The sequence below is a fragment of the Paenibacillus sp. FSL P2-0136 genome, from assembly GCF_037975325.1.
GTDB classification, from domain to species: domain Bacteria; phylum Bacillota; class Bacilli; order Paenibacillales; family Paenibacillaceae; genus Paenibacillus_AQ; species Paenibacillus_AQ silagei.
In genome coordinates this window covers 404,886-419,874 of record NZ_CP150244.1, presented here as the reverse complement: position 1 = coordinate 419,874, position 14,989 = coordinate 404,886, and the positions used below count along the sequence as shown (strand labels likewise).

General features: G+C 57.0%; 12 protein-coding genes and 1 riboswitch. All 12 genes read right to left on the bottom strand.

Translation table 11 applies throughout. The annotated features are described in order from the left end of the window. Positions 1-898: 898 nt before the first annotated feature. Positions 899-2,395: an amidophosphoribosyltransferase gene (gene purF, locus NYE26_RS01740; protein ID WP_209875520.1), complete on the bottom strand. Its 1,497-nt coding sequence runs from the start codon at positions 2,393-2,395 to the stop codon at positions 899-901. Continuing rightward, positions 2,380-4,626, bottom strand: coding sequence for a phosphoribosylformylglycinamidine synthase subunit PurL (gene purL / locus NYE26_RS01735; RefSeq protein WP_076080176.1), 2,247 nt, complete (start codon positions 4,624-4,626; stop codon positions 2,380-2,382). The genes purF and purL overlap by 16 nt, the downstream gene beginning before the upstream one ends. Next, positions 4,604-5,293, bottom strand: coding sequence for a phosphoribosylformylglycinamidine synthase subunit PurQ (gene purQ / locus NYE26_RS01730; protein ID WP_036730944.1), 690 nt, complete (start codon positions 5,291-5,293; stop codon positions 4,604-4,606). Before purQ ends, purL begins: the two co-directional genes overlap by 23 nt. A 5-nt stretch (positions 5,294-5,298) precedes the next feature. Then, positions 5,299-5,544, bottom strand: coding sequence for a phosphoribosylformylglycinamidine synthase subunit PurS (gene purS / locus NYE26_RS01725; protein WP_019913657.1), 246 nt, complete (start codon positions 5,542-5,544; stop codon positions 5,299-5,301). Between the two features lie 283 nt (positions 5,545-5,827). Further along, positions 5,828-6,718 (bottom strand): phosphoribosylaminoimidazolesuccinocarboxamide synthase, encoded by an 891-nt coding sequence (locus NYE26_RS01720; RefSeq protein WP_339253439.1) that lies wholly within the window; start codon positions 6,716-6,718, stop codon positions 5,828-5,830. A gap of 259 nt (positions 6,719-6,977) precedes the next feature. Beyond that, on the bottom strand, positions 6,978-8,273 hold the full coding sequence (purB, locus tag NYE26_RS01715) for an adenylosuccinate lyase (protein WP_339253437.1): 1,296 nt from the start codon (positions 8,271-8,273) through the stop codon (positions 6,978-6,980). Positions 8,274-8,279: 6 nt separating this feature from the next. After that, entirely contained in the window at positions 8,280-9,644 is a 1,365-nt protein-coding gene (gene purK / locus NYE26_RS01710) for a 5-(carboxyamino)imidazole ribonucleotide synthase (RefSeq protein WP_339253435.1), read from the bottom strand. After that, complete coding sequence (gene purE, locus NYE26_RS01705; protein WP_339253433.1) at positions 9,641-10,126, bottom strand: 5-(carboxyamino)imidazole ribonucleotide mutase; 486 nt, start codon at positions 10,124-10,126, stop codon at positions 9,641-9,643. Before purE ends, purK begins: the two co-directional genes overlap by 4 nt. 243 nt (positions 10,127-10,369) lie before the next feature. Continuing rightward, positions 10,370-10,471, bottom strand: a riboswitch (purine riboswitch). Between the two features lie 163 nt (positions 10,472-10,634). Further along, positions 10,635-11,069 (bottom strand): universal stress protein, encoded by a 435-nt coding sequence (locus NYE26_RS01700; RefSeq protein ID WP_036730952.1) that lies wholly within the window; start codon positions 11,067-11,069, stop codon positions 10,635-10,637. Positions 11,070-11,119: 50 nt separating this feature from the next. Continuing rightward, a complete protein-coding gene (locus NYE26_RS01695) occupies positions 11,120-11,383 on the bottom strand; it encodes a DUF1294 domain-containing protein (RefSeq protein ID WP_036693313.1) in 264 nt (87 codons plus the stop codon). A 78-nt stretch (positions 11,384-11,461) separates the two neighbouring features. Further along, positions 11,462-12,682 carry an MFS transporter gene (locus tag NYE26_RS01690; protein WP_339253431.1) on the bottom strand — a complete coding sequence of 407 codons (1,221 nt, stop codon included), beginning with the start codon at positions 12,680-12,682 and terminating at the stop codon, positions 11,462-11,464. A 140-nt stretch (positions 12,683-12,822) separates the two neighbouring features. Then, positions 12,823-14,961 (bottom strand): DNA topoisomerase 3, encoded by a 2,139-nt coding sequence (locus NYE26_RS01685; protein WP_339253429.1) that lies wholly within the window; start codon positions 14,959-14,961, stop codon positions 12,823-12,825. Positions 14,962-14,989 lie beyond the last annotated feature (28 nt).

Sequence of the window (14,989 nt, the reverse complement as noted above, 5' to 3'; positions counted from 1 at the left end):
GCGCGGTTCGGGGCGGCAGGGATTTGGTTCGGTTGGTGGTTATATTCGTCATTGCGAGGAACATTTGGACTTCCGGTCGCTGTTATATTTGGATTTCCTTGATTTGAACCGCTGACCGCAGTAGAAATCCAAATATAAAGGCGAACGCTATCGCTCCTACAGTTCCAAATTTCCTCTCCATGACTCCCACCACCTGGTTTTCAAACCCGTACCGCAAGCCGAAATTTCGCGCCTTGCACAGCAGCAAGGGGTCGGCGCTGCGGGCGAAGCCCAGCGCCTCCTTAGGCAACCGCTCCCCCGACTTTGCGATAGCAAACAGGACGAGGGCGGGAGCTCTCCCCGCACGGGCGAAGCCGTGCGGTCTCTGGAGCGACAGAACCTCCGGATTTGCGCAGCAAACAGGACGGGTTCTGCAGGCCTTACCGCACGGAGCGAAGCCGTGCGATCCTTAAGGCGACAGAACCTCCGATTTTGCGACAGCAAACAGGACGGGTTCTGCAGGCCTTACCGCACGGAGCGAAGCCGTGCGGTCTCTGGAGCGACAGAACCTCCGATTTTGCGACAGCAAACAGGGCTGGTTCTGGGGCACTTCCCCGCACGGGCGAAGCCGTGCGGTCTCTGGGGCGACAGAATCTCCGGATTTGCGCAGCAAACAGGACAGATTCTGGAGCCAGAGGGCCCGGCGGACCGCAGGCCGCCGGGGGTGCAGGGCCGCAGAGCGTGTCCCGGCCGTGCGCAGCACACAGGGACAAAGCGGGGATGCGCACCCACGCCTTCTTAGCAAGTTTAGAGCAAACTCCTACCACCAAACTTTCGGGTGGCCGGAGGGCAGCGCCCTCCGGAATCCCCCTTCGCAAGGGGGACTTAGGGGGATGAGACCCACAGACTTAGGGGGATGTTAACACGAGCATCCGTCCTTCTCTTCCCCGCCGAAATCCACCTGCGTCGGGTAATCATTGTCGAAGCAGGACAGGCATAAGCCGCCCTTGTAGTCGTCACTATTATAGCCGCCGATGGACTGGATCAGTCCGTCAGGGGAGAGGAACGCCAGGGAATCGGCGTTGATCTCCTCGCACATCTCGGCGATGGTCTTATACGAGGCAATCAGCTCGCGGCGGTCCGGGGTATCGATGCCATAGAAGCATGGATTCTTGAACGGCGGCGAGGTAATCCGCACGTGGACCTCTACGGCTCCGGCTTCGCGCAGCAGGTTGACGATCCGGCGCGAGGTCGTGCCGCGCACGATGGAATCGTCGATCATCACTACGCGCTGGCCTTCCACGACGCGGCGTACCGCGCTGAGCTTCATCTTCACGCCCTGCTCACGCAGCTCCTGGCTGGGCTGGATGAACGTGCGGCCGGTATACTTGTTCTTGATCAGCCCCAGCTCGTACGGGATGCCCGTCTGCTCGGCATAGCCGATGGCGGCGGAGATACTGGAATCCGGCACGCCGGTGACAATATCCGCATCCACGAAGGCTTCGAGCGCCATGCGGCTACCCATGCGCTTGCGCGCGGAGTGCAGGTTGGAGCCGTTCAGATCACTGTCCGGGCGGGCGAAGTAGATGTACTCCATCGCGCATAGCGCTTTGCGCTTAGGCTCGGCGAAGCGTTCTTCACGGAAGCCGTTCTGGTCCAGCACCAACAGTTCACCCGGTTCAATATCACGCACCAGCTGGGCACCGATGACTTCAAGCGCACACGACTCGGAAGCGAAGACATAGGCTTCGCCCAGACGGCCCATCACAAGCGGACGGAGTCCGTGGGTGTCTGATGCGACAATCAGCTTATCATTGGTCATCAAGAGGAAGGCGAAGCCGCCGACCAGCTGCGACAAGGCATCCTTCGTCGCTTCGACAAAATCCTTCTGCGAACGTGCAATCAGATGCGCCAGCACCTCGGTATCACTGGTCGTCTGGAAGATCGAGCCGCCCTGCTCCAGCTGCTTGCGGATCAGCGGTTCGTTAACGATATTGCCGTTCGTGGCAATCGCCAGATCGCCGTCACGGTATTTGAAGACCAGCGGCTGCGCATTGGTCAGCCGGCTGTCTCCGCTGGTGGAGTAACGCACATGGCCGATGGACATGTCTCCCACCAGCGATGCGATCTTGTCTTTGTCGAAGACTTCCTTCACCAGGCCCATGCCGCGGTGATAGTTGAAGTCGCGTCCATCCGCCACGCAGATGCCCGCGCTCTCTTCCCCGCGATGCTGCAGAGCATGCAGGCCGTAGTAGGACATTGAAGCGGCTTCCGGGTGTCCGAAGACCCCGAAGACGCCGCATTCCTCTTTTAATGTGTCAAAAATATCTCCCGAGCCCGTTCCTTCGTTGTAAAAGTCGCCGGTCCACAGGATAGGGGCTTCCTGCTTGTTCCCGGTCTTTATTTCATAAGACATGGAATAGCATCCTCCCAAATGGTCTTGAGTTCAGTAACGACTTCATCCAGTGCAGCCGCGCCGTCCAGCGCCACACGCAGGCGGTCCCCGCCAACGGTTCCAATAATCTCAACAGGTACGCCGTAGGCGGCAACTGCAGCCTTCAGCTCTTCTGCACGATCAGGTGCCGAAGTCAGGAGGATACGGGACTGGCTCTCGCTGAACAGTGCTACATCCTGGCGAAGTCCGCCGGCAGACAGCTCAATATTCGCTCCAATGCTTCCGCTGATGCAGCTCTCAGCAAGTGCTCCGGCAAGGCCGCCTTCCGACAAGTCATGCGCCGAACGGACCAGACCGCTGCGGATCACAGCAAGCACAGCATCCAGCAGCTTGCGCTCTGTCGCCAGATCAAGCTCCGGCGGACGGCCTTCAGTCAAGCCGTGAACGGCATACTGGAATTCACTGCCGCCCAGCTCTGCCTTCGTAACGCCCAGCAGTAGTACAGCATCGCCTTCCTGCTTGAAGGCCTGGGTTGTAATATGATCGGTATCTTCAATGAGACCTACCATACCGACAACCGGTGTCGGGTAGATAGCTCCCGAAGCATTCTCATTGTACAAGCTGACATTTCCGCCGATGACCGGCGTATCCAGCACCCGGCAGGCTTCCGCCATACCGTCTACCGCACGCTCCATCTGCCAGAAGATCTCCGGCTTCTCCGGGCTGCCGAAGTTCAGGTTGTCCGTTATCGCCAGCGGCTGGGCACCGGAGCAGACGATGTTGCGGGCAGCTTCGCTAACAGCAATGCGTCCGCCCACTTCTGGGTCGAGATAGACGTAACGGCCATTACAGTCCGTAGTCATCGCCAGCCCCTTACGTGTACCGTGGATAGTTACTACAGCCGCATCGGAACCGGGACGAACCGCCGTGCTGGTGCGGACCATATAATCGTATTGATTGTATACCCATGCTTTGCTTGCTACGGTAGGCGATCCCAGTACGGTGCGCAGCGCGCCGCCCAGATCAGTCACTTCCTCATAACGCAGTGTATCAATCGCTGCATTCTCCTCGTAGTAAGCAGGAACCGCAGACGGTTTGTTATAGATTGGGCATTCATCCACCAACGCCTTGACCGGCATATCGCCGACCACTTCGCCGTGATGGAACAGCTTCAGGCGGCCATCATCGGTCACCTTCCCCACCTTGCGGCAGATCACGCCCCAGCGGTCAAAAATCTCCTGCGCCTGCGCCTCATCCTTAGGCTCCACCACGAACAGCATCCGCTCCTGGGATTCCGAGAGCATCATTTCATACGGGGTCATCCCGTCTTCACGCTGCGGCACCTGATCCAGATACAGCTCCAGACCATTCCCCGCCTTGCTCGCCATTTCCGCGCTGGAGCAGGTCAGTCCGGCTGCGCCCATATCCTGAATACCGAGGACAATGCCGCTGTCGATCAGCTCCAGGCAAGATTCCATGACCAGCTTCTCCATGAACGGATCGCCGACCTGAACCGCTGTCTTCTTGGCTTCAGATTCTTCACTCAGCTCCACAGAGGCGAAGGTTGCACCGTGAATACCGTCACGCCCTGTAGGCGGACCTACGTAGAACACGGGGTTACCTACCCCTTTGGCGACGCCGCGCTGGATTTTGTCATGATCGATTAGTCCGACACACATCGCGTTCACCAGCGGATTGCCGTCATAGCTGTTGTCGAACATAATCTCCCCGCCGACAGTAGGGATGCCGATACAGTTGCCGTAGCCTGCGATCCCGGACACAACATGCTCGAACAGATATTTGACCCGGTCGCTCTCAAGCTTCCCGAACCGCAGGGAGTTCAGCAGCGCCACCGGTCTTGCGCCCATGGAGAAAATATCGCGGATAATCCCGCCCACCCCGGTCGCCGCGCCCTGATAAGGCTCTACCGCCGACGGATGGTTGTGGCTTTCAATTTTGAAGACAACGGCCTGGTTATCCCCGATGTCCACGATGCCCGCGCCTTCGCCCGGTCCCATCAGCACCTTAGGCCCGCTTGTCGGGAAGCGGCTCAGCAGCGGCTTGGAGTTTTTATATGCACAGTGCTCAGACCACATGACGCTGAACACACCGATTTCTGTATAGTTGGGTTTACGTCCCATGAAGGAGGTAATGAGCTCATATTCGCTGTCTGATACACCGAACTGACTGTAGATTTTCTGCTCCGCGATCTGCTCTGCGGTCGGCTCCTTAGCGGATACTTGCTGCGTCATAACGATCCCTCCATGTCTTGAGAATGGATGTGAACATCCGTTTGCCGTCTTCCGAGCCCAGCAGGCTATTCGCTGCACGCTCCGGGTGAGGCATCATGCCGACTACATTGCCCGCCCTATTACTGACTCCGGCAATATCGGCCACCGAACCGTTCGGGTTGTCACTGTAGGTGAATACGATCTGATTATTCGCGTGCAGCTCTGCGAGCGTCTCTTCATCACAATAATAATTGCCTTCGCCATGCGCGATCGGAATGACGATCTCTTCATCCTTCGCATAGTCAATAGTAAACGGGGTTGTGTTATTAACGACCTTAAGCACCGTGTCATGACAACGGAACTTCATCGACATGTTGCGGCGCAGCGCGCCCGGCAGGAGACCCGCTTCGGTCAGAATCTGGAACCCGTTGCAGATGCCAAGCACGAATTTGCCCTGCTCTGCCGCCTTAGCCACTTCAGCCATTACCGGAGCGAACCGGGAGATTGCGCCGCAGCGCAGATAGTCACCATAAGAGAAGCCGCCAGGCACGAGAATGCAGTCATACGCCGACAGGTCTGTCGCTGTATGCCATACATAATCTACTGGTTCGCCGAGGCTGTCTTCTACTGCCTTGTAGCAGTCAATGTCACAATTGGAGCCTGGAAAGACAAGTACCGCAAATTTCATGACGTTTAGTCCTCCAATTCGTAGCGGTAATCCTCGATCACCGTGTTGGCCAGCAGCTTCTCGCACATTTCCTTCAGGCGTCCTTCCGCTTCTGCGCGGTTATCGGTATCGAGGGTCAGCTCCATATATTTGCCGATACGCAGACTTTCAACTTCCTGGAAACCAACGGAGTGCAAGGCTCCTTGCACGGCTACACCTTGGGGATCGAGCACGCTTTTCTTGATGGTGACGTAGACTGTCGCTTTTAACATACGCTTGTAGTTCCTCCTAGAGTTTAATGAACTGAATTAGGCTTAATGGCAGCTTGCTTAACTGCATAATGTACAACTATATTCTCAATATTCCCGGCAAAATTAGCTTTAGTTGCATTTCATACAGCTATTTCTACGGACATCTGCGTTTCAGGTCATCCCGCTAATTTTTAGTTGTACCGGATACAATTAAACAGCAAATGGCCTCTTTTTCGGGCAAAATAACTGTAGAGAATGCAATTAAAGTTGGCTGCAGCTGTTCAGAATAGGATAATACGATAATCTATAATGCCTTCCCGGTCAGGCGGTGATAGATATCCAGGTACCGGCGCGACGTCTCTTCAACCACCTCAGGCGGCAACGGGTCCGGCTTACTGTTTTTGTCCCAGGAGGAGGCTGACAGGTACGTGCGAACCGGCTCCTTATCCATGCTGTCGATCTCAATATCCAGTGCGTACTTGTCCTTGGCCCAGAAGCGGGAAGCATCCGGTGTAAAAATCTCGTCGATCAGAATCACCTTGCCGTCCAGCAGCCCGAACTCGAACTTGCAATCTGCCAGGATGATGCCGCGATCGTTACAATATTCTCTGGCAAAAGCGAACAGCTTCAGGCTCTTCTCCTTCAGCTCAAGTGCAAGCTCTGCACCAATCAGCTCCTGCATCTGTTCAAAAGGGATATCCTCGTCATGGCCGACATCATTCTTGGCTGCCGGTGTGAAAATCGGTTCGGCCAGCACTGCATTCTTGTGCAGTCCCTTAGGAAGCCCGATTCCGTTCACCTTGCCGGTCTCCTGATACTGCCGCCAGCCGCCGCCTGTAATGCAGCCGCGCACGACACATTCGATATCAATCCGCTGGGCTTTGCGGACGACCATGATGCGGTTCTTCAACGCTTCACGGTCCTTGACAATATCCCCTAGCTTGTCCACCTCGATATGCACCACATGGTTCTCGATCAGCTCCTTGGTCTCTCCGAACCAGAAGGCGCTGAGCCGGTTCAGCACATTGCCTTTGTCCGGCACCGCCGGGTCCAGCACGTAATCGAATGCGGAGATCCGGTCTGTCACAACGATCAGCACCTCATCCCCCAAATCGTACAGCTCACGAACCTTGCCTTTGTAGAGCAGCGGCGCATTTATTAATTCCACGGCAGTGGATACGGCCGATGATGTCATGACCTTTCCTCCCTTGAACAAATGATCTTGCTATAATTTCTCCTTCGGGTTAATAGGGTCACTTCAGAAATTTTGGACTTCCGATCGCTGTTATCCTCAGATTTCCTGATTTGAACCGCTATTTGCGGTTGAAATCCGAGGATAAAGGCGAACGCTGACGCTTCTCCAGTTCCAAAATCCCCTCCGCTCCTCCTTTAACCCCAATATCTAAATTCTCTCAAGCTCATCAGTTCACCACTGACTTACCTTTTTTTATAAATTAGATCAGCTCCAGCTTGCGGAAGATGGTGTCCACATGCTTCAGATGCCAGGAAGGATTGAACGCATCCTCGATCTCTTCTGCGCTAAGCACGGCCGTGATTTCCGGGGTGGCTTCCACGATGTCACGGAACTGGGTCTGCTCCTCCCAGGCCTGCATCGCACGCGGCTGCACAGTGTCGTACGCCTGCTCGCGGCTGAAGCCCTTGTCGATCAGCTTCGTCAGAATACGGCCGGAGAACGGAACGCCGAAGGTACGGTTCATGTTGCGCTTCATATTCTCAGGGAATACGGTCAGGTTCTTCACGATATTGCCGAAGCGGTTCAGCATATAGTTGAGCAGCATGGTCGCATCCGGCAGGATAATCCGTTCCACGGAGGAATGCGAGATATCCCGTTCGTGCCACAGCGGCACGTTCTCGTAAGCTGTCATCATATGGCCGCGGATGACGCGCGACAGGCCGGAGATATTCTCGCAGCCGATCGGATTACGCTTATGCGGCATGGCGGACGAACCCTTTTGACCCTTGGCAAAAGCCTCCTCTACCTCGCGGATCTCACTCTTCTGCAAAGCGCGGATCTCGGTAGCGAACTTGTCGAGGGAAGTGGCAACCAGTGCCAGCGCCGCCATATACTCTGCATGACGGTCACGCTGTAAAGTCTGGGTGGAGATTGGTGCCGGGCTGGTGCCCAGCTTGCGGCAAACGAATTCTTCCACGAACGGGTCGATGTTGGCATAGGTGCCGACCGCCCCGGAGATTTTGCCGAATTGTACGCCGCTAGCGGCATGACGGAAGCGCTCCAGGTTCCGCTTCATTTCCTCATACCACAGCGCCATCTTCAGGCCGAATGTTGTTGGCTCTGCATGTACGCCATGGGTACGGCCCATCATTGGGGTATCCTTGTAGGCGATGGCCTTGTCTTTTAGAATCTCAATGAACCGGATAATATCCTGCTCCAGAATCTCGTTGGCCTGACGCAGCAGGTAACCCAGCGCCGTATCGACCACATCTGTCGAGGTTAGTCCGTAATGCACCCATTTGCGCTCTGCGCCAAGACTCTCGGATACTGCACGGGTAAAAGCAATCACATCATGGCGCGTCTCCAGTTCAATCTCATCAATCCGCGCGATGTCGAATTTGGCATCCTTGCGCAGCTTCGCGGCATCCTCATGCGGGATCACTCCCAGCTCGGCCCACGCCTCACAGGCGCAAATCTCAACCTCCAGCCACGCGTTGAATTTATTCTCTTCGGTCCAAATGGCCCGCATCTCAGGTCTGCTGTAACGTTCAATCATAGCTTGTCAGTTCCTCCAAAGGTTAGTTTGCTCTACCCAGGACAATCCGTCGCCGGTATCCTTGCAGAGCAGGTTGATATGGCCCATTTTACGGCCGGTTTTGCTCTCGGTCTTACCATATATATGAAGCTTGGGCGATATCCCAAGCCGGGTTGCCTCTTCATTCGCACAGCAGGCTGCCTGAACGGCTCCGTCCAGATGTTGGCCGAGTACATTCACCATCACCACAGGAGTCAGCAGCTTCGTATCGCCCAGGGGCAGATTGCAGATCGCCCGCACATGCTGCTCGAACTGCGAGGTCACGCAGGCATCCATCGTGTAATGGCCGGAGTTATGCGGACGCGGGGCCAGCTCATTGACGAACAGCTCTCCATCCTCCGTCACGAACATCTCAACCGCCAGCAGCCCGACCGCCTTCATACCGGAGACAATCCGCTCGGCCAGCTCGCAGGCCCGCCGCTGAATCTCCTCCGGCACCCGCGCAGGGACAATGGAGAGATGCAGGATATTATCCACATGAATGTTCTCGGCAGGCGGGAAGCTCTTAACCTCCCCCGAGGCGCTCCGGGCGGCGATGACCGAAATCTCGCACTGGAAGGCGATGAATTTCTCCAGCACCAGCTCCGGCACTTGCGCCCCGGGCGCGACCTGCCGGAACGCTGCGGCCAGCTCTTCCGGTCTGCGGATGACGGCTTGTCCCTTGCCGTCATACCCCCCTGTGGCTGTCTTCAGCACACAGGGCAGGCCCAGGTCGGCAGCCGCCGCTTCCAGCTCCGCCAGGCTGCCAACCTTGCGGTACGGGGCAACGGGCACGCCGGCCGCCTCGATCGCCGCCTTCTCGCGCAGCCGGTGCTGCGTCGTATACAGCAGCGCGCTGCCCTGCGGCACGTACGATTCCTCCGTCAGCAGCGCGGCTACGCCCGCGTCCACGTTCTCGAACTCGTACGTGATGACGTCGGAGCGCCGCGCCAGCTCGCGCGCGGCGTCCCGGTCATTGTACGCCGCAGTGATCTGCGGCGTCACCTGCCCGCACGGCGCATCCTTTGCCGGGTCCAGCGCCACGAAGCGGTAGCCCATGGCGCTGCCGGACAACGCCATCATGCGCCCGAGCTGCCCGCCGCCGAGCACGCCGATCGTTGCGCCGGGCAGCAGCGTCCGCGGCGGCTGCGCCCCGGTCTCTTCCCGCTCTGCCCCAGCCCCGGCATCTATCGTTCTGCCTTCAGCCTTTATCGCCCGCTCCGCCCCGGCACCTTCAGCTTCGCCTGCAGCCTTTACCGCCCGTTCCACCTCAGCACCGCCCGCTTCGCCTTCAACCTCAGCCCGCTCCGCGCCACCCTCCAGCCGTCCGGCCTTCAGCTCCTCCAGGCTCATAGACTCTCGCTGCTTTCCAGCACCTCTTGCTGAGTCGCCTCGCGCCGCAGCTGCACCCGCTGCGCTACCTCCGGCTCGAAGGCGCCGATGATCTGCGCCGCCAGCAGTCCCGCATTGATAGCTCCGGCGCGTCCGATCGCTACCGTCGCTACCGGGATGCCCGCAGGCATCTGCACAATAGACAGCAGCGAATCCATGCCGTTCAAGGCCTTCGACTGTACGGGAACCCCGATAACAGGCAGCGTGGTCTTAGCAGCCACCATGCCCGGCAGATGCGCCGCGCCGCCCGCTCCGGCGATAATGACCCGCAGGCCGCGCTCCGCCGCCTCCTCGGCATAACGGAACATCAGATCCGGTGTGCGGTGTGCGGAGACAACCTTTTTCTCATAAGCTATGCCTAGCTCCTCCAACACCGCACAGGTATGCTCCATCGTTTCATAGTCCGATTTGCTGCCCATAATGACACCTACTTGCACAGACATCGTTCACCCAGCCTTCCATTTCCGTTATAGAGATTTCTCTGATTTCAGTGTGTCCCGTTTCCTGCCAATTCCCGCATGAACCGTGAAAAATAGCCCGGACTCCAGACGCATTCTGCTGCGGGTGGACCCGGACTACTAAGGAATCAGGTGATAACCGCCCGGCAGCTGCATACTCCCCGTCTCTACAGGCAGGAGAATGCAGGAACACCGCCCCGGGCTGCGGGGAGGCTATCTGCTGTCGTTCCAGTTATCCTATTTCCTCGTAGTCCGGCAATTTACGGTTACCGGGTAGAAACTTCCGGGCCTTATCCCCGGTTTTATACGAGCTCTTCATAGATTCAGTTTAACAACGCCCTACACATCATGTCAACTTAAACACGAACATTGTCATATCATGTCTGTAAAATGTTCGCTTTTGGGCAATAATGAAAATCTTTTCCCCATTAATCTGTCCAACTACGCATTAAAAAAAGGGGAACGCCGCAGCGTTCCTCTACTAAAGTTACTATTATTTAACAACCAGCACCGGAATGCGCGCACTTTGCACCACATTATGGCTGACGCTGCCCAGAACGAATTCCCGGATACCGCCCAGCCCCCGGCTGCCGATGACGATTACATCTGCACCCTGCTCCTTGGCATAATTCAGAATAATTTCCGCAGGCGATCCCTGCAGCAATTCTACCGTAGCATTCAGACCTTCGGCTTCCAGCCGGCTTTTCACTTCATCCGTAGTCTGGACCGCGAGGTCATAATAATCCTTGTTCACCGATGCCGGCAGAGGCGCGAGCGCTTCCCCGATGAAGAACCGCGGGAATTCAAATGCGTGTACGACGTACAGGGAGGACCCCGGAGTTACCTTAGCCAGCTCAATCGCCCGTTCCAGAGCCTGATTCGAAGCCTTTGAACCGTCATAGGCAAGCAGAATTTTAGAGAATAACATATACGCCACCTCTTTCTATTATTTACATCATTACCAAGCCTGCAAAGGTCTTACCTCAAAAAATATCCATACAGCACCATATTCAGCAGCAGCAGCAGCGGAATTCCGAGTCTGAAGGAAGTATGCCTTGTCTTGTGGCGTTTGCGGTACATGGCAATCAGCACACCCAGCGCACCGCCCATGAACGCCAGCAGAAACAATGTTTTCTCCGGCACCCGATCCCGTCTTTTCCGGGCCTTGTTCTTGTCTTCCGACATCACTACATACCCGATAATGTTGATCAGCGCGAACCACAGCAATACCACCTTGACCATCCCTCCGGCCCCTCCTCCTAGCATCCTATCTGCTCTCTATTATATTACCCTTTCCGGCAAAAAACCAATAACCTCACATCACCGGCCCTGCAACCGCCGCTCTTTCTTGCTCCGCCCGCCTGCGGCTCCGGCTTCCCTGATCCAGAACCAGGACAGCACCGCCGCAAGCACCGCTGCAATAGCGCCCAGCCAGAAGCCTCCGCGCAGACCGTACGCCGCACTCATCCATCCCGCTACAAAAGGACCGCCGGACATGCCGATCGCATACACCGCCTGATAGAACCCCATCGCTGTCGCCCGCTTGAACGGAGCTACCCCGGAGACGGATTTACCGAGCAGCAGCGGGAAGATCAGGCCTTGCATGAACCCGTTTCCGATCTGTGTGGCACATAAGGCGGCAAGCGTTGGCATTGAGGGAATGAGCAGCGTGAACACCGCACTTCCGGCAAAACCGAGCATCAGCGTCCCCCGGTCCCCCAGCCACCGGCCGAATAACCGCGCACCATAGAGGGTCGCTACCGCATGAGGCAGCATAAACGCCAGCGTCAGCCAGCCGAGACTTCCCTTGCTCGCGCCAATATAGAGCGCCTGGTTCGGCGTGTAGCCGAACATTGTAATGAACAGCACACAATGGGCCAGCACCGATAACAATGATACTTTTACCAGCAGCGGCTCCTTCACGACACCGGCCAGATCCTTGAGCTTAATCGCCGTGCGCTTCTCCAGCTGTTGCTCCGGAAGACGGACGACCAGCAGCATCGCAGCCACCGCCACAATCCCACCGATGATGAACGGGGTATTCCAGCCGAAGTGGTCTACGATATAGCCGCTGATCATCATGCTGGTTAACTGGGCAATCACCGTGGTGAACTGGAGCATACCCATAGCCCTGCCCGCTTCTTCTTTCGGAAAATACCCCGCGAACATCACCGAATATACTACCCACGCCGATGCCGCTATCCCGGAGACTGCCCGCGCTGCCAGCGCCCAGCCCGGATGTGCCCCTGCCAGGAACAGCAGACAGCTCGCTCCGCTTGCGATAAGCCCCAGATAAATGAACGGCCGCCGCCGGTTAAGCACATCTGAACCCATCCCTATCGGCAGCCGGAACAGAATCTGCATCAGGCCGTAAATCCCCAGCACCGCTCCCACCATGACATAAGAAGCTCCCAGATGCTCCACATACGGCGAGAGCACCGGAACATAGATATAAGAAGAGAACCAGAACATAAAGACGATCACCAGAAAATACAACCGGCTGCTCCCCTTCGTACCCGGAGCCTCTGCCGCTTTCGCCACACCCGCTAAACCTTCAGCCGCCGCCACTTCTCCACCTGCCCCACTCTATTTACCGGAGCCCCAACGCTGACCCCGTATCAATCTTCTACAGTAAAGCATATCTGCCGTCCCTTGGACAGCCTTACTTTGGCTTCTTGCGGCTACTTGCCCTTCTGTTTCGCTTCCATCGCAGCCTTCAGCAGGTCACCAAGATTGTTGCCGGCACTTTCCGTCTTGCTGTACTGCTGCACCAGCTTCTGCTGCTCGCGTTTGTTGATATGCTTGTGGTCCTTATCCATCGTCTCTGTAATTCCGCAGCCGAGGCACTGCACATACTTCCCGGCCTTGCCTTCCTTCATCTCCATCTTCTTATGGCACTGCGGGCAGCGGCGGTTCGACAACTGCTTCTCGCCCGCCCGGGTGTAGCCGCAGTCCTCCTTCGGACAGACCAGCAGCTTGCCGCGTTTAGTCTTCTTTTCTAACATCCTTGTTCCACACTCCGGACAATGGCTGTTAGAGACATTATGCGGCTTGTATTCCGCTCCGCTGTTCTTCACCCCGGACACCAGCTCCTGGGCCATACTCCGGATACCCTGCAGGAAAGGCTCCGGGCGCCCCTGCCCGCGCGCAATTCTCTCCAGCTCCGCTTCCCAGCGTGCCGTCAGCTCCGGTGTACGCAGTTGTCCCGAGACCAGCTCAATCAACTGCTTGCCCTTGCCGGTCGGATGCAGCAGATTGCCCTGCCGTTCAATCGTATCTGAGCTGACCAGCTTCTCAATAATATCCGCACGGGTGGCTGGTGTCCCCAGCCCATGCTTCTCCATCTGCGTCAGCAGCGTGGCTTCATTATAACGCTTAGGCGGCTGTGTCCGTCCCGGCTTGATGATGCAGCGCTCCACCTTCACAGGGTCGCCTTCGCGCAGCTCCGGCAGCTTCAAACTGCCTGCTGCGGGTTCATCCCCCGCATCCTCCTCGTCGTCATCCGAGCTCATATCTCCGCCGTATACCTCACGCCAGCCTGCATCCTTGATGGTAGTTCCCTTGACATAGAAGTTTTCCCCATCTACAGTTACCGTCACAGCTACGGCGTCATAACGGGCCTGAGGATAGAACAGGCTGATGAACCGCCGTACGATCAGATCGTAGAGCTTCCGCTCTTCCGCACTCAGCAGATTGAGCAGCACCGTCTGCTCTGTCGGAATAATCGCGTGGTGATCGCTGACCTTGCTGTCATCGACAATCCGCTTTGTGATCGGCAGCGGCTTCCGCAGCAGCGGTCTGGCGAGGGCTGCATACGGCCCGACAACCACGCTGTCGAGCCTTTCTTTTAGCGTGCCCGTCATATCAGCGGTCAGATAACGGCTGTCTGTACGCGGATAGGTGACCAGCTTATGCTGTTCATACAGCTTCTGGAGCACACTTGAGGTCTGTTTGGCCGAGAAGCCGAATTTGCGGTTGGCATCCCGCTGCAGTTCTGTCAGATCATAAGCCAGCGGATGCGGCTCGCTTTTCTCACTCTTCTGCACCTTAGTAATCCGTCCGCTGCGGCCCGTGAGCTTCTCCTTGAGGACCCCCGTCTTCTCCCTGTCAAAAATCCGGCCATCCCCGCCCTGCGCACGCCACCCCGCCTGGAAATTCCCGAAATCCCCAGTCAGCAGGTCATATTCCTGGGAACGGAAGCCGGTAATCTCATTCTCCCGGTCCATAATCATTCCCAGGGTAGGTGTCTGCACACGCCCCGCAGAGAGCGGCGCGCCGAACTTGCAGGTTAAGGCCCGCGTCACATTCAGCCCGATCATCCAATCCGCCTCAGCACGGCAGCGGGCAGATTCATACAGCCGGTCGAAATCCCGTCCAGGCCGCAGCGAAGCGAAGCCCTCCTTAATGGCCTTATCCGTCTGCGAAGAGATCCACAGCCGCCGGAACGGCTTTTTCCAGCCAGCCATATTCATAATCCAGCGGGCCAGCAGCTCACCCTCACGCGCCGCATCCGTTGCTACGATCAGCTCCTCAATATCCTGCCGTTTCATCAGCTGCTGCACAGCCTTATATTGCTGGCTGGTCTCACGCAGCACCTTCAGCTTGGCCTTCTCTGGGAGAATCGGCAGATCCTCCAGCGCCCAAGTTGCATATTTATTGTTATAGTCCTCAGGCTCAGCCAGGCCAACCAGATGCCCCAGCGCCCAGGTCACCACATATTTTGGACCTTCCATATAACTCTTCTGTTTATTCCCACAGCCCAGCACCCGCGCAATCTCACGGGCCACCGACGGCTTCTCTGCCAATACCAATACCTTCATCGTCCAAACCCCTCCCTGTCATCAACAA